This window comes from Pseudomonas sp. KK18 (assembly GCF_037094675.1).
GTDB lineage: Bacteria > Pseudomonadota > Gammaproteobacteria > Pseudomonadales > Pseudomonadaceae > Aquipseudomonas.
Genome location: NZ_CP146605.1, coordinates 6,537,768 through 6,553,549 on the forward strand (window position 1 = coordinate 6,537,768; position 15,782 = coordinate 6,553,549).

Sequence of the window (15,782 nt, forward strand, 5' to 3'; positions counted from 1 at the left end):
TATGTGATAGCTAGGTGTTTGTAAGATCTCGAACTTTCGGTTCGTTTCGTCTTCACACACCGCAATCTGGTCTCTTCGACGCAAATTGCTTGGGTGTTATATGGTCAAGCCTCACGGGCAATTAGTATTGGTTAGCTCAACGCCTCACAGCGCTTACACACCCAACCTATCAACGTCGTAGTCTTCGACGGCCCTTCAGGGAACTCAAGGTTCCAGTGAGATCTCATCTTGAGGCTAGTTTCCCGCTTAGATGCTTTCAGCGGTTATCTATTCCGAACATAGCTACCCGGCAATGCCACTGGCGTGACAACCGGAACACCAGAGGTTCGTCCACTCCGGTCCTCTCGTACTAGGAGCAGCCCCTCTCAAATCTCAAACGTCCACGGCAGATAGGGACCGAACTGTCTCACGACGTTCTAAACCCAGCTCGCGTACCACTTTAAATGGCGAACAGCCATACCCTTGGGACCGGCTTCAGCCCCAGGATGTGATGAGCCGACATCGAGGTGCCAAACACCGCCGTCGATATGAACTCTTGGGCGGTATCAGCCTGTTATCCCCGGAGTACCTTTTATCCGTTGAGCGATGGCCCTTCCATACAGAACCACCGGATCACTAAGACCTACTTTCGTACCTGCTCGACGTGTCTGTCTCGCAGTCAAGCGCGCTTTTGCCTTTATACTCTACGACCGATTTCCGACCGGTCTGAGCGCACCTTCGTACTCCTCCGTTACTCTTTAGGAGGAGACCGCCCCAGTCAAACTACCCACCATACACTGTCCTCGATCCGGATAACGGACCTGAGTTAGAACCTCAAAGTTGCCAGGGTGGTATTTCAAGGTTGGCTCCACGCGAACTGGCGTCCACGCTTCAAAGCCTCCCACCTATCCTACACAAGCAAATTCAAAGTCCAGTGCAAAGCTATAGTAAAGGTTCACGGGGTCTTTCCGTCTAGCCGCGGATACACTGCATCTTCACAGCGATTTCAATTTCACTGAGTCTCGGGTGGAGACAGCGCCGCCATCGTTACGCCATTCGTGCAGGTCGGAACTTACCCGACAAGGAATTTCGCTACCTTAGGACCGTTATAGTTACGGCCGCCGTTTACCGGGGCTTCGATCAAGAGCTTCGCGTTAGCTAACCCCATCAATTAACCTTCCGGCACCGGGCAGGCGTCACACCCTATACGTCCACTTTCGTGTTTGCAGAGTGCTGTGTTTTTAATAAACAGTCGCAGCGGCCTGGTATCTTCGACCGGCATGAGCTCACGGAGCAAGTCCTTCACCCTCACCGGCGCACCTTCTCCCGAAGTTACGGTGCCATTTTGCCTAGTTCCTTCACCCGAGTTCTCTCAAGCGCCTTGGTATTCTCTACCCAACCACCTGTGTCGGTTTGGGGTACGGTTCCTGGTTACCTGAAGCTTAGAAGCTTTTCTTGGAAGCATGGCATCAACCACTTCGTCATCTAAAAGATAACTCGTCATCAGCTCTCGGCCTTAGAATCCCGGATTTACCTAAGATTCCAGCCTACCACCTTAAACTTGGACAACCAACGCCAAGCTGGCCTAGCCTTCTCCGTCCCTCCATCGCAATAACCAGAAGTACAGGAATATTAACCTGTTTTCCATCGACTACGCTTTTCAGCCTCGCCTTAGGGACCGACTAACCCTGCGTCGATTAACGTTGCGCAGGAAACCTTGGTCTTTCGGCGTGGGTGTTTTTCACACCCATTATCGTTACTCATGTCAGCATTCGCACTTCTGATACCTCCAGCAAGCTTCTCAACTCACCTTCACAGGCTTACAGAACGCTCCTCTACCGCATCATCCGAAGATGATACCCGTAGCTTCGGTGTATGGTTTGAGCCCCGTTACATCTTCCGCGCAGGCCGACTCGACTAGTGAGCTATTACGCTTTCTTTAAAGGGTGGCTGCTTCTAAGCCAACCTCCTAGCTGTCTAAGCCTTCCCACATCGTTTCCCACTTAACCATAACTTTGGGACCTTAGCTGACGGTCTGGGTTGTTTCCCTTTTCACGACGGACGTTAGCACCCGCCGTGTGTCTCCCATGCTCGGCACTTGTAGGTATTCGGAGTTTGCATCGGTTTGGTAAGTCGGGATGACCCCCTAGCCGAAACAGTGCTCTACCCCCTACAGTGATACATGAGGCGCTACCTAAATAGCTTTCGAGGAGAACCAGCTATCTCCGAGCTTGATTAGCCTTTCACTCCGATCCACAGGTCATCCGCTAACTTTTCAACGGTAGTCGGTTCGGTCCTCCAGTTAGTGTTACCCAACCTTCAACCTGCCCATGGATAGATCGCCCGGTTTCGGGTCTATTCCCAGCGACTAGACGCCCTATTAAGACTCGCTTTCGCTACGCCTCCCCTATTCGGTTAAGCTCGCCACTGAAAATAAGTCGCTGACCCATTATACAAAAGGTACGCAGTCACAGAACAAAGTCTGCTCCCACTGCTTGTACGCATACGGTTTCAGGATCTATTTCACTCCCCTCTCCGGGGTTCTTTTCGCCTTTCCCTCACGGTACTAGTTCACTATCGGTCAGTCAGTAGTATTTAGCCTTGGAGGATGGTCCCCCCATATTCAGACAAAGTTTCTCGTGCTCCGTCCTACTCGATTTCATGACTAAGAGATTTTCGCGTACAGGGCTATCACCCACTATGGCCGCACTTTCCAGAGCGTTCCGCTAATCTCAAAGCCACTTAAGGGCTAGTCCCCGTTCGCTCGCCACTACTAAGGGAATCTCGGTTGATTTCTTTTCCTCAGGGTACTTAGATGTTTCAGTTCCCCTGGTTCGCTCCATACACCTATGTATTCAGTGTAAGGTAACCATCTTATGATGGCTGGGTTCCCCCATTCAGACATCTCCGGATCAAAGTCTGTTTGCCGACTCCCCGAAGCTTTTCGCAGGCTACCACGTCTTTCATCGCCTCTGACTGCCAAGGCATCCACCGTATGCGCTTCTTCACTTGACCATATAACCCCAAGCAATCTGGTTATACTGTGAAGACGACATTCGCCGAAAATTCGCAATTACTTACAAATTTTACCTTAGCCTGATCCGTTACCAGTGAAAGTAACGTTCAGTCTATCTTTCTATCACATACCCAAATTTTTAAAGAACGATCTAATCAAAGACTAGAAATCAATATTCATTGGCGAATATTCATTTCTAAACTCTAACAGTAGAAACAGTTAATGGTGGAGCCAAACGGGATCGAACCGTTGACCTCCTGCGTGCAAGGCAGGCGCTCTCCCAGCTGAGCTATGGCCCCGTATTTCTACAGGCGTTTCCCACACAAAATTGGTGGGTCTGGGCAGATTCGAACTGCCGACCTCACCCTTATCAGGGGTGCGCTCTAACCAACTGAGCTACAGACCCAATTTCGGGCTGCTTCTTTATCGTCTTCTTCAATGAATCAAGCAATTCGTGTGGGAACTTATGGAGCAGCTGATGTCGTCGATTAAGGAGGTGATCCAGCCGCAGGTTCCCCTACGGCTACCTTGTTACGACTTCACCCCAGTCATGAATCACACCGTGGTAACCGTCCCCCCGAAGGTTAGACTAGCTACTTCTGGTGCAACCCACTCCCATGGTGTGACGGGCGGTGTGTACAAGGCCCGGGAACGTATTCACCGCGACATTCTGATTCGCGATTACTAGCGATTCCGACTTCACGCAGTCGAGTTGCAGACTGCGATCCGGACTACGATCGGTTTTCTGGGATTAGCTCCACCTCGCGGCTTGGCAACCCTCTGTACCGACCATTGTAGCACGTGTGTAGCCCAGGCCGTAAGGGCCATGATGACTTGACGTCATCCCCACCTTCCTCCGGTTTGTCACCGGCAGTCTCCTTAGAGTGCCCACCATTACGTGCTGGTAACTAAGGACAAGGGTTGCGCTCGTTACGGGACTTAACCCAACATCTCACGACACGAGCTGACGACAGCCATGCAGCACCTGTCTCAATGTTCCCGAAGGCACCAATCTATCTCTAGAAAGTTCATTGGATGTCAAGGCCTGGTAAGGTTCTTCGCGTTGCTTCGAATTAAACCACATGCTCCACCGCTTGTGCGGGCCCCCGTCAATTCATTTGAGTTTTAACCTTGCGGCCGTACTCCCCAGGCGGTCAACTTAATGCGTTAGCTGCGCCACTAAGAGCTCAAGGCTCCCAACGGCTAGTTGACATCGTTTACGGCGTGGACTACCAGGGTATCTAATCCTGTTTGCTCCCCACGCTTTCGCACCTCAGTGTCAGTATCAGTCCAGGTGGTCGCCTTCGCCACTGGTGTTCCTTCCTATATCTACGCATTTCACCGCTACACAGGAAATTCCACCACCCTCTACCATACTCTAGCTCGTCAGTTTTGAATGCAGTTCCCAGGTTGAGCCCGGGGATTTCACATCCAACTTAACGAACCACCTACGCGCGCTTTACGCCCAGTAATTCCGATTAACGCTTGCACCCTCTGTATTACCGCGGCTGCTGGCACAGAGTTAGCCGGTGCTTATTCTGTCGGTAACGTCAAAACAGCAAAGTATTAATTTACTGCCCTTCCTCCCAACTTAAAGTGCTTTACAATCCGAAGACCTTCTTCACACACGCGGCATGGCTGGATCAGGCTTTCGCCCATTGTCCAATATTCCCCACTGCTGCCTCCCGTAGGAGTCTGGACCGTGTCTCAGTTCCAGTGTGACTGATCATCCTCTCAGACCAGTTACGGATCGTCGCCTTGGTGAGCCATTACCCCACCAACTAGCTAATCCGACCTAGGCTCATCTGATAGCGCAAGGCCCGAAGGTCCCCTGCTTTCTCCCGTAGGACGTATGCGGTATTAGCGTCCGTTTCCGGACGTTATCCCCCACTACCAGGCAGATTCCTAGGCATTACTCACCCGTCCGCCGCTCTCAAGAGAAGCAAGCTTCTCTCTACCGCTCGACTTGCATGTGTTAGGCCTGCCGCCAGCGTTCAATCTGAGCCATGATCAAACTCTTCAGTTCAAACATCTTTGGGTTTTTAAGAAACCCTAAACTTGGCTCAGCAATCGTTGGTTACATCTTTGATTTCTCGCGGAGTAACTTGTGATGCTGATAATCTTGTTGACTATCAGTCTGACCCCACAAGCACCCACACGAATTGCTTGATTCAGTTGTTAAAGAGCGGTTGGTTAAGATCTTTCGTCTCAACCGAGGCGCGCATTCTACAGCAGCCTCATTTGCTGTCAAGTGATTATTTTCAGAAGTTTTCAAAGTTTCCTTTGTAACTTCAACCACTTGCGCTTCCGATCTCTCGTTAGCGGGAGGCGAATTCTACAGCGTTACACGCTGCTGTCAACACCTCTTTTTCTCCGCTTTCGACCGAGAGATCGAACCGTTAATAGGGCCAAACAACACCGCCTTACTAACTCCTTCTGGGCTTCGATAATCTGAAGCAACTCGCTGTCGAAACCTACATAACTCTTTGTTTACCAAGGAGTTTTCCGTTTCGACTGCGCCGGAAGTGGGGCGAATTATAGACAGATATAAAACGCCGTCAACAGTTAATTTCAGGTTTATTCGGATTTAAGCGTAATACGCGCAAATGCCTTCTTGCCGGCCTGGCAAACGTGGGTCGCGCCCAGTTCGTATATAAAGGTGCGATCGACAACCTCACCATCTATACGTACACCGCCAGACCCCAGAAGGTCGCGCGCCACCGCCGAGTTCTTCACCAGGCCCGCCTTATTAAGGACGGCAGCGATCGGCATTGCCTCGCCAGCAGTCAATTCAATCTCAGGCAGATCATCCGGCAGCTCGCCATCCTTCATACGGTTACCCGCAGCACGGTGAGCACTGGCCGCAGCCTCTTCACCATGGAAGCGCGCAACAATCTCTTCAGCCAGCTTGATCTTCACATCCCGCGGGTTAGCCCCAGCTTCCACTTCAGCACGCAATGCATTGATCTCATCCATCGAGCGGAAACTCAACAGTTCGAAGTAACGCCACATCAGCGCATCCGGAATCGAAACCAGCTTGCCGTACATCACACCCGGCGCTTCCTGGATACCGACATAGTTACCCAGGGACTTGGACATCTTCTTGACGCCATCCAGCCCTTCCAGCAACGGCATCGTCAGAATGCACTGAGCCTCTTGCCCATACGCACGCTGCAGCTCACGCCCCATCAGCAGGTTGAACTTCTGATCAGTACCGCCCAGCTCGACATCGGCACGCAACGCCACCGAGTCATACCCTTGAACCAATGGGTACAGGAACTCATGGATAGCGATCGGCTGATTAGTGGAGTAGCGCTTATCGAAGTCATCGCGCTCGAGCATGCGAGCAACGGTGTACTGGGACGTAAGACGAATGAAATCCGCCGGCCCCATCTGATCCATCCAGGTGGAGTTGAAGGCCACCTCGGTCTTGGCCGGATCAAGAATCTTGAAGACCTGGGTCTTGTAGGTCTCGGCGTTATCGAGAACCTGCTCACGGGTCAGCGGCGGACGCGTAGCGCTCTTGCCGCTCGGATCGCCGATCATCCCGGTGAAGTCACCTATAAGGAAGATCACCTGATGCCCCAGTTCCTGGAACTGGCGCAGCTTATTAATAAGCACCGTATGCCCAAGGTGCAGATCCGGCGCCGTCGGATCAAAGCCGGCCTTAATACGCAGGGGCTGGCCACGCTTGAGCTTTTCGATCAGCTCAGCTTCGACCAACAGTTCTTCCGCACCACGTTTGATCAGCGCTAGCTGCTCTTCAACCGACTTCATAACAGACCCGCAAGGCTCAGATTCAAAAGGGAACCAACCATACAAGATCAGGGACTAATTACAAGTTTTGCCCTGCGCACGGACACCGTTCAGCAAGCCCAGCGTTCGCAAGCTTGCACCACAGATGATTTGGTTATATTTTATACAGTTATTTCATCTTCATCATGTCATTCATCTTTTCCAATTCATCTTTTCAAAGTCAAAATTACTTATGACCACTGAACCGTCTAAAGCGCCGCCGCTTTACCCGAAGACCCACCTGCTCGCCGCAAGTGGGATCGCCGCCCTTCTGAGCCTGGCACTCCTGGTATTTCCTTCCAGCGACGTAGAAGCCAAACGAACGACCCTAAGCCTTGACCTTGAAAGTCCGGTTGAGCAACTGACACAAGATCAAGACGCTTCCGACGCACTTCAAGCCACAAATGGCGCAGCCGAATCGCCGTTTGCCCAGATCGAAAGCAGCGCCGAAGACACTAAGGAAACCGCGCAGGCCGAACCTGCGGTAGTAGAGGCACCCAAGAACCCGCTGCACCGGGAAGTCATTGTTGCCAAGGGCGACACCCTTTCGACCCTGTTCGAAAAGGTCGGCCTCCCCGCCGCGACGGTCAACGATGTACTGGCAAGCGACAAGCAGGCCAAGCAATTCACCCAACTCAAGCATGGCCAGAAGCTTGAATTCGAACTGGCGCCCGACGGCCAGTTGACCAACCTGCACAGCAACGTCAGCGACCTGGAAAGCATCACCCTGACCAAAGGCGCCAAGGGCTTTGCGTTCAACCGCATCACCACCAAGCCGGTCATGCGCTCCGCCTATGTACACGGCGTGATCAACAGCTCGCTGTCGCAGTCCGCCGCCCGCGCCGGCCTGTCCCACAGCATGACCATGGACATGGCCAGCGTGTTTGGCTACGACATCGACTTCGCCCAGGACATTCGCCAGGGCGACGAATTCGACGTGATCTACGAACAGAAGGTCGCCAACGGCAAGGTCGTCGGCACCGGTAACATCCTTTCTGCGCGGTTTACCAACCGTGGCAAGACCTACACCGCCGTGCGCTACACCAACAAACAAGGCAACAGCAGCTACTACACCGCCGACGGCAACAGCATGCGCAAGGCGTTCATCCGTACCCCGGTTGACTTCGCCCGTATTAGCTCGCGTTTCTCGATGGGTCGCAAGCATCCAATTCTGAACAAAATTCGCGCTCACAAAGGCGTCGACTACGCCGCCCCGCGTGGCACGCCGATCAAGGCTGCCGGTGACGGCAAGGTCTTGCTGGCTGGTCGCCGTGGCGGCTACGGCAACACCGTGATCATCCAGCACGGGGCCACCTACCGCACGCTGTATGGCCACATGCAAGGTTTCGCCAAGGGCATCCAGACCGGCGGCAACGTCAAGCAGGGCCAGGTGATCGGTTACATCGGCACTACCGGGCTGTCCACCGGCCCGCACTTGCACTACGAGTTCCAGGTCAACGGCGTGCACGTCGACCCACTGGGCCAGAAGCTGCCAATGGCCGACCCGATCGCCAAGGCCGAGCGCGCTCGCTTCCTGCAGCAGAGCCAGCCATTGATGGCCCGCATGGACCAGGAGCGCTCTACTCTCCTGGCTTCGGCGAAGCGCTAAGCCATGTCGCTCTATATAGGTGTGATGTCCGGGACCAGCCTTGATGGCCTGGACATTGCGCTGATCGAGCAAGGCTCGGCGATCAAGCTGATCGCCACCCACTACATCCCCATGCCTGAATCCCTGCGTTCCGAGCTGCTTGGCCTGTGCGCCAGCGGCCCGGACGAGATTGCCCGTTCGGCGCTCGCGCAGCAGAACTGGGTGACGCTTGCCGCCCAAGGTATTCACGCCCTACTCGATCAGCAGAACCTCAAGCCCCAGGACATTCGAGCGATTGGCAGCCACGGCCAAACCATTCGTCACGAACCTGCACGGGGTTTTACCGTGCAGATCGGCAACCCGGCGCTGCTCACCGAATTGACGGGAATCACCGTCGTCAGTGATTTCCGTAGCCGCGATGTCGCCGCCGGAGGCCAAGGCGCCCCGCTGGTGCCTGCATTTCATGAGGCACTGTTTGGCGAGCGTACGGGCAACCGCGCCGTACTGAATGTGGGCGGCTTCAGCAACCTCAGCCTGATCGAGACCGGCAAACCGGTCGCGGGCTTCGACTGCGGCCCGGGGAATGTCCTGCTGGATGCCTGGATTCACCAGCAACGCGGCGAGAACTTCGACCGCGATGGCCAGTGGGCTGCCAGCGGGAAGGTTGAACCCCAGCTACTCAAGGCATTGCTCAGCGATCCGTTCTTTGTGACCAAAGGGCCAAAAAGCACCGGTCGCGAAGTCTTCAACCTGGGATGGCTTGAGCATCACCTGGGACGATTGCCGCCATTCGCAGCCCAGGACGTGCAAGCCACATTGCTCGAGCTGACTGCCCTGACCATCGTCGAATCCCTGCAAACCGCCCAACCACAGACCGAAACCCTGCTGGTCTGCGGCGGCGGCGCCCACAACGCAACCTTGATGAGCCGCCTGAGCGCCCTGCTGCCGGCGACCCAGGTCAGCAGCACCGCCACCTGCGGCGTAGACCCTGACTGGGTCGAAGCCATGGCGTTCGCCTGGCTGGCCCATTGCTGCCTGGAAGGCATCGCCGCCAACCGCCCCAGCGTCACCGGCGCCCGCGGCCTTCGTGTACTCGGCGCGATCTACCCCGCCTGAATCCCACACAGCAAAACGCCGCTTGGCCCTATCAAGGCCAAGCGGCGTTTTTATATCCGCTGTCGATCAGATCGAGAACGAAGACCCGCAACCACAAGTGGTGGTGGCATTCGGGTTCTTGATCACGAAGCGCGAACCTTCCAGACCTTCCTGATAGTCCACCTCGGCTCCTGCCAGGTACTGGAAGCTCATCGGATCGACAACCAGGCTGACGCCCTCGCGCTCAACGATGGTGTCGTCATCGGCCACGTCTTCATCGAAGGTAAAACCGTACTGAAACCCTGAACAACCGCCGCCCGTAACAAATACGCGCAGCTTCAAGCGATCATTACCCTCTTCATCGACCAGGCTCTTCACCTTGTGCGCAGCACCGTGGGTGAATTGCAAAGCCGTGGGGGTGAAGGATTCAACGCTCATGCTGATAATCTCCCGGCGTAGCGCCGCCATATGCGTGATGGCGGGCATTATCCGCTTCTCCTAGAAAAGCGGTCAACTATTGTTACGGTATATCAATCTGCGCAGCGGCCATTAAAAACACGAAAGGCCCGATCAACGGGCCTTTGCGCAACAGCAGAAAATTTACGGCAGCATGCCCGCGTGGGACAGGCCCAGCTTCTCATCCAGGCCAAACAGGATGTTCATGTTCTGCACAGCCTGGCCCGAAGCGCCCTTGACCAGGTTGTCGATGACCGACAATACCACCACCAGGTCACCATCCTGTGGACGATGCACTGCGATACGGCACACGTTGGCACCGCGCACGCTGCGGGTCTCCGGGTGGCTGCCCGCCGGCATCACATCGACGAACGGCTCATTGGCATAGCGCTTTTCAAACAGCGCCTGCAGGTCTACCGAGCGATCAACGACCGTCGCATACAGTGTGGAGTGGATCCCGCGGATCATCGGTGTCAGGTGCGGCACAAACGTCAGGCCGACATCCTTGCCCGCAGCACGACGCAGCCCCTGGCGAATTTCCGGCAAGTGACGATGGCCTTTGACTGCATAGGCTTTCATGCTTTCCGACGTCTCGGAGTAAAGCGAACCTACAGCGGCCCCACGACCAGCACCACTGACGCCCGACTTGCAGTCAGCAATCAGCCGCGATGCATCCGCCAGCCCGGCTTCCAGCAATGGCAGGAAACCCAACTGCGTAGCTGTCGGATAGCAACCCGGCACGGCGATCAGGCGTGCTTGCTTGATCTGCTCACGATTGACTTCCGGCAGGCCGTACACCGCCTCTTCCAGCAACTGCGGTGCACCGTGAGGCTGGCCGTACCACTTGGCCCACTCATCGGCGTCCTGCAGGCGGAAGTCTGCCGACAAGTCGATCACCTTGGTACCGGCGGCCAGCAACTCGCCCGCCAGGGCATGGGCCACACCGTGAGGCGTGGCAAAGAACACCACATCACACGCGCCCAGGGTCTTGATATCCGGAACGCTGAACGCCAGGCCGTCATAGTGGCCTCGCAGGTTCGGGTACATATCGGCCACAGCCAGGCCGGCCTCGGATCGTGAAGTGATCACCACCACCTCAGCTTGCGGATGCTGAGCCAACAGACGCAGCAATTCGACACCGGTGTAACCCGTGCCGCCGACGATACCGACCTTGACCATAACCCTGCCCTCAACGAACCCACTGGAAAGCCGTCGATAATAGGGTTCGTATCGTCCTGCGACAACCTTCAACATGACGTGTAGACGCTAGAGCCACTACTATCTTCAGCTACCGTGAACCTGGGAATAACTAAAAATGCTTTATCTATGGGTCAAAGCCTTTCATATCGTCAGCATCGTCTGCTGGTTTGCCGCGCTGTTCTACCTTCCGCGCCTGTTCGTCTACCACGCCCAAAGCGAGGACACCATCAGCAAGGAACGCTTCAGCGTGATGGAGCGCAAGCTGTACCGCGGCATCATGGGCCCGGCGATGATCGCCAGCCTGGTGTTCGGCGGCTGGCTGATCTACCTCAACCCGGCCATCTTTCAATCCGGCGGGTGGATCCACGCCAAGTTGACCCTGGTAGTACTGCTCATCGGCTACCACCATATGTGCGGCGCGCAGGTAAAACGTTTCGCCCGTGGCGAAAACACCCGCAGCCATGTCTTTTATCGCTGGTTCAATGAAGTGCCAGTTCTGATATTGCTGGCTATCGTAATTTTGGTCGTGGTCAAACCGTTCTAATCTCTATTACTCGGGGTACTTCCAATGTCGCTGCCCGCTTCGCTCGAACAAAATCTGCGCCTGCCCGTCGTGGCTGCGCCGATGTTTCTGATCTCCAACCCGCAACTGGTGCTGGCCTGCTGCCGCAACGGGATCGTCGGCAGCTTCCCTGCCCTCAACCAGCGGGAAAGCAGCGGCTTCAAGGCGTGGCTGGAAGAAATCGAAGCGGGCCTGGCGCTGCTGGATAACCCGGCGCCCTATGCGGTCAACCTGATCGTGCACAACAGTAACCCGCGGGTGGAAGCTGACCTGGCGATCTGCGTCGAGCACAAGGTGCCGATCGTCATCACCAGCCTGGGCGCGGTGAAAGAATTGGTAGACGCGGTGCATAGCTACGGCGGCCTGGTATTCCACGATGTCACGACCCGGCGCCACGCCGAAAAGGCCGCTGAAGCCGGCGTCGATGGCCTGATCGCCGTTGCGGCGGGCGCAGGTGGCCACGCCGGCACCTGGAGCCCGTTCTCGCTGATCGCAGAAATCCGTCAGTTCTTCGACAAAACCCTGCTGCTCGCCGGTTGCCTGAACCACGGCCACGAAATCCTCGCCGCGCAACTGCTCGGCGCCGACCTGGCCTATTTCGGCACGCGTTTTATCGGCACCACCGAAAGCCATGCCCCGGATGCCTATAAAGAGATGCTGCTCACATCGCGCGCCGCCGACATCGTGCACACTCCAGCCGTCTCCGGTGTTCCCGCAAGCTTCATGCGCCAGAGCCTGGAAAATGCCGGTTTCGACCTCGCCGCGCTGCAAGGCAAGGGTGAAGTCAATTTTGGCTCCAAGCTCAAGCCACTCAACGACGAAGCCAAAGCCTGGAAGACCGTGTGGTCCGCCGGCCAGGGCGTCGGAGAGATTGATGATTTGCCCAGCGTCGATGAACTCGTGGCCCGCCTGGATGCCGAATACCGCAAGGCGCTCGAGCATGCGGCACAATTGCCTGAACGCTGGCCACGCTGATCCGCGATTCAAAGCCTGCTGATCAAGGCAGGCCTCCCCTATTCAAGTGACAAGGATGCCCGCATGAGCGACAACCGTTTCAAGATTGTGTTTGATGGCGCATTGCTCCCGGGTGTCGAAAGCACCACCGCCAAGCTGAACCTCGCCGAGTTGTTCAAAAGTGATGTCGACGCGATCGAAAAGCTTTTCACCGGCCGCCCGGTCGCGCTGAAACGCGACCTTTCCCGCGCCGATGCCGAGACCTATCTGCAAGCGCTGAAAAACGCCGGGGTGGATGCGCGGATAGAAGAAGAGCAGCCGGTCGCCTTCAGCCTTGCCGAAACCCATGAAACGGACTCCGGCAGCGCGACTGACTACACCCGCCCCGCCGCATCGCCTTACGCCCCGCCCCGGGCCGCGGTTGGCGAGAACCTGCCGGAGTTTTCCACCCTTAAGGTATTCACCGTCAACGGCCGGATCGGACGCCTGCGCTTCCTGGCGTGGACGCTGGTGCTGAGCGTGGTGATCCTCCTCGTCTCAAGCGTGTTCTTCACCGTCGGACTTGGTATCGCTGCGGTCTCTCCGACGATTGCCATGGTCATTGGCTTCCTGGTGGGGATTGCCATACTCGTGGCCGCTGTGTGGGTCAGCGTACAGATCACCGTGCAGCGCCTGCATGACCTGGGCTGGTCCGGCTGGCTGTGGTTCCTGCATCTGGTGCCCTTCGTTGGCAGCATCTTCCCGATCCTGCTGATGGTCCTCCCCGGTAACACGGGCGCAAACCAGTACGGCGCGCCACCACCGCGTAACTCCACTGCGGTGAAAATCCTCTCCGCATTGTGGCTCGCATTCATTCCGCTGGTATTTGCCGGCGCGGTGTTGGTGGGCATGAGCGGCTACCTGGATCAACTGGAAAGCGATGTAGGTGGCAGCTACGAAAGCAGCTCCATCAACTCCGATGACGACAGCGACCAGGCCACCACCGTCGATGAAGTCGATGTGCAAAGTGCTGACGACACAGCCGAACCTGTAGACTCTACGCAACAGTGAAAAACGCCCGACGCCTGTGACGCCTCTGTCACAGGCCCGGTAGCGTTGCGATGGAGAAACGCATGACCCGTTACGCTCTGATCACCGGTGCCTCCAGCGGCATCGGCCTGGCCTTGGCCGAAGCACTGGCCCGTCGCGGCCGCAGCTTGATTCTGGTGGCCCGCCAGCGTGATCAGTTGGAAAGCATTGCAATCGAATTGACTCAGCGCTTCGGCGTCGAGGTGCTGTTCCGTGCCTGTGACCTGGGCGAGCCCCTGCGGCTCTCCGGGTTCCTGCTGGAACTGGAAGAAGGCGAGCGGCAAATCGACCTGCTGGTCAACTGCGCCGGCATCGGTACCAGCGGCCCGTTCCTGGCGCAGGACTGGATGACCGAGCAGGACCTGATGGAGGTCAACATCCTCGCCCTGACCCGCATGTGCCATGCCCTCGGCAACGCCATGGCCCTGCACGGCGGCGGGCAGATTCTCAACGTCGCGTCGGTTGCCGCGTTCCAACCCGGCCCGTGGATGAGCACTTACTACGCCAGCAAGGCCTACGTGCTGCACTTTTCCGAAGGCTTGCGCGAGGAACTGAAGACCTGCGGCATCAAGGTTTCCGTCCTTTGCCCCGGCCCGACCCGCACCGCATTCTTCGGCACCGCCCAAATGGACACCGCCAAGCTGGATCGCAGCCAACAGTTGATGAGCCCGGAAGAAGTCGCGCTCTACACCGTGCGTGCGCTGGCCAGGAACAAAGCCATCATCATTCCCGGCCGGCGTAATCGCTGGCTGGCGTTCAGCCCGCGCCTGAGCCCGCGCTGGCTGACCCGCAAGATTGCCGGCGCGATCAACAAGGCCTATTGCCCGCGCTGATCGCCTGAGTACACTCACCCTGCACTTTCACAATGGAGAAACAGCTGTGGATACTCTGTTCACCAAGATCATCAACAGAGAAATACCCGCGAAGATCATCTACGAGGATGACCAGGTCCTGGCCTTTCACGACATCGCGCCAATGGCACCCGTGCATTTCCTGGTGATTCCGAAAAAGCCGATCCGCACCCTCAACGACCTCACCGAGGAAGACAAGGCGCTGGCCGGGCATATCCTGTTCACCGCCCAGCGCCTGGCGGTTGAGCAAGGCTGTGAAAAGGGCTTCCGTGTGGTGATGAACTGCAACGAAGATGGCGGACAGACCGTTTATCACATCCACATGCATGTTCTGGGTCAACGCCAGATGAACTGGCCGCCGGGCTGAGCACTACCTGTGGCGAGGCAGCTTGCTGTGGCGAGGGAGCTTGCTCCCGCTGGGCTGCGTAGCAGCCCCAAAAACGAGAGCGCTGCGCACTCCAACGCGAGCAAGCTCCCTCGCCACACAAGCAATTTGACCCAGCGCAAACGCTTCCCCCTCTCTTGCGGTAAACTGGCCGCCGAGATTCTTCCCGGAGGTCAGCATGACTACCCAACGTCACTACTCGCCGATTGATCGTCTGTTGCTGCAAGCCGATACGGCCATGCGCACGCTGCTGCCATTCAGCGGCCAACCGCACCGCCCGTCGCCCGCCATCGTGCGGCCCGAAGCGCAGATGAGCGAGACCGACACCCGCCACGTCGCCGGCCTGATGCGTATCAACCATACCGGCGAGGTCTGTGCCCAGGCGCTGTACCAGGGCCAGGCCCTGACCGCCAAGCTGCCGCAAGTGCGCGCCGCGATGGAACATGCCGCCGAAGAAGAAATCGATCACCTGGCCTGGTGCGAACAACGCATTCGCCAGTTGAACAGCCATCCGAGCGTGCTGAACCCGCTGTTCTACGGCTTATCGTTTGGCATTGGTGCGGTGGCCGGGCTGATCAGCGACAAAGTCAGCCTGGGTTTTGTGGCCGCCACCGAGCATCAGGTGTGCAAACACCTCAATGAACACCTCGAGCAACTGCCGGCTGAAGACGAAAAGTCCCGGGCGATTCTTGAGCAGATGCGCATTGATGAAGAACATCACGCCGAAAGCGCGCTGGACGCGGGCGGCTTCCGCTTCCCGGCACCGGTGAAATTTGGCATGAGCCTGCTGGCCAAGGTCATGACCAAAAGCACGTACCGCATCTAGTTTCAGC

The 15,782-nt window shown here is 56.7% G+C and carries 11 protein-coding genes, 2 tRNA genes and 2 rRNA genes; 8 read left to right on the forward strand and 7 right to left on the reverse strand.

All coding sequences use genetic code 11. The features are described 5' to 3' along the window. Positions 1-100: 100 nt before the first annotated feature. From V6607_RS29780 to tyrS, 5 genes are all read right to left on the reverse strand, one after another. Positions 101-2,994 (reverse strand): 23S ribosomal RNA (locus V6607_RS29780). A gap of 224 nt (positions 2,995-3,218) precedes the next feature. Beyond that, positions 3,219-3,294, reverse strand: a tRNA-Ala gene (locus V6607_RS29785). A gap of 30 nt (positions 3,295-3,324) precedes the next feature. Continuing rightward, positions 3,325-3,401 (reverse strand) — tRNA-Ile (locus V6607_RS29790). 83 nt (positions 3,402-3,484) lie between these two features. Then, positions 3,485-5,021: ribosomal RNA gene (locus tag V6607_RS29795) — 16S ribosomal RNA — on the reverse strand. The 16S and 23S rRNA genes sit together here with 2 tRNA genes alongside, the layout of an rRNA operon. Positions 5,022-5,572: 551 nt before the next feature. Then, complete coding sequence (tyrS, locus tag V6607_RS29800; RefSeq protein WP_003210928.1) at positions 5,573-6,772, reverse strand: tyrosine--tRNA ligase; 1,200 nt, start codon at positions 6,770-6,772, stop codon at positions 5,573-5,575. Positions 6,773-6,983: 211 nt separating this feature from the next. On the opposite strand from tyrS, the gene V6607_RS29805 reads away from it, so the two are divergent. Together V6607_RS29805 and V6607_RS29810 are read left to right on the forward strand one after the other, a co-directional pair. Continuing rightward, complete coding sequence (locus tag V6607_RS29805; protein WP_003210931.1) at positions 6,984-8,399, forward strand: peptidoglycan DD-metalloendopeptidase family protein; 1,416 nt, start codon at positions 6,984-6,986, stop codon at positions 8,397-8,399. Positions 8,400-8,402: 3 nt separating this feature from the next. Further along, complete coding sequence (locus V6607_RS29810; RefSeq protein ID WP_134327402.1) at positions 8,403-9,494, forward strand: anhydro-N-acetylmuramic acid kinase; 1,092 nt, start codon at positions 8,403-8,405, stop codon at positions 9,492-9,494. Positions 9,495-9,560: 66 nt separating this feature from the next. Here V6607_RS29810 and erpA read toward each other — a convergent pair whose 3' ends face one another. Continuing rightward, positions 9,561-9,911: an iron-sulfur cluster insertion protein ErpA gene (gene erpA, locus V6607_RS29815; protein ID WP_003176443.1), complete on the reverse strand. Its 351-nt coding sequence runs from the start codon at positions 9,909-9,911 to the stop codon at positions 9,561-9,563. Between the two features lie 162 nt (positions 9,912-10,073). Next, positions 10,074-11,108, reverse strand: coding sequence for an N-acetyl-gamma-glutamyl-phosphate reductase (gene argC, locus V6607_RS29820; RefSeq protein WP_003210935.1), 1,035 nt, complete (start codon positions 11,106-11,108; stop codon positions 10,074-10,076). 136 nt (positions 11,109-11,244) lie between these two features. Between argC and hemJ the strand changes: the two genes are divergently transcribed. The 6 genes from hemJ to coq7 all read left to right on the forward strand — a co-directional run bounded on the left by hemJ (position 11,245) and on the right by coq7 (position 15,775). Next, positions 11,245-11,673 (forward strand): protoporphyrinogen oxidase HemJ, encoded by a 429-nt coding sequence (gene hemJ / locus V6607_RS29825; RefSeq protein WP_003210937.1) that lies wholly within the window; start codon positions 11,245-11,247, stop codon positions 11,671-11,673. A 24-nt stretch (positions 11,674-11,697) separates the two neighbouring features. Beyond that, positions 11,698-12,666 carry a nitronate monooxygenase family protein gene (locus tag V6607_RS29830; RefSeq protein WP_008434459.1) on the forward strand — a complete coding sequence of 323 codons (969 nt, stop codon included), beginning with the start codon at positions 11,698-11,700 and terminating at the stop codon, positions 12,664-12,666. A gap of 63 nt (positions 12,667-12,729) precedes the next feature. Next, positions 12,730-13,695, forward strand: a complete 966-nt coding sequence (locus V6607_RS29835; RefSeq protein ID WP_003210940.1) for a DUF805 domain-containing protein — start codon at positions 12,730-12,732, stop codon at positions 13,693-13,695. 62 nt (positions 13,696-13,757) lie between these two features. Then, on the forward strand, positions 13,758-14,546 hold the full coding sequence (locus tag V6607_RS29840; protein WP_003210941.1) for an SDR family oxidoreductase: 789 nt from the start codon (positions 13,758-13,760) through the stop codon (positions 14,544-14,546). Between the two features lie 46 nt (positions 14,547-14,592). Next, on the forward strand, positions 14,593-14,931 hold the full coding sequence (locus V6607_RS29845; RefSeq protein WP_003210943.1) for a histidine triad nucleotide-binding protein: 339 nt from the start codon (positions 14,593-14,595) through the stop codon (positions 14,929-14,931). A gap of 196 nt (positions 14,932-15,127) precedes the next feature. Next, complete coding sequence (coq7, locus tag V6607_RS29850; protein ID WP_003210945.1) at positions 15,128-15,775, forward strand: 2-polyprenyl-3-methyl-6-methoxy-1,4-benzoquinone monooxygenase; 648 nt, start codon at positions 15,128-15,130, stop codon at positions 15,773-15,775. The last annotated feature ends 7 nt before the right edge of the window (positions 15,776-15,782 follow it).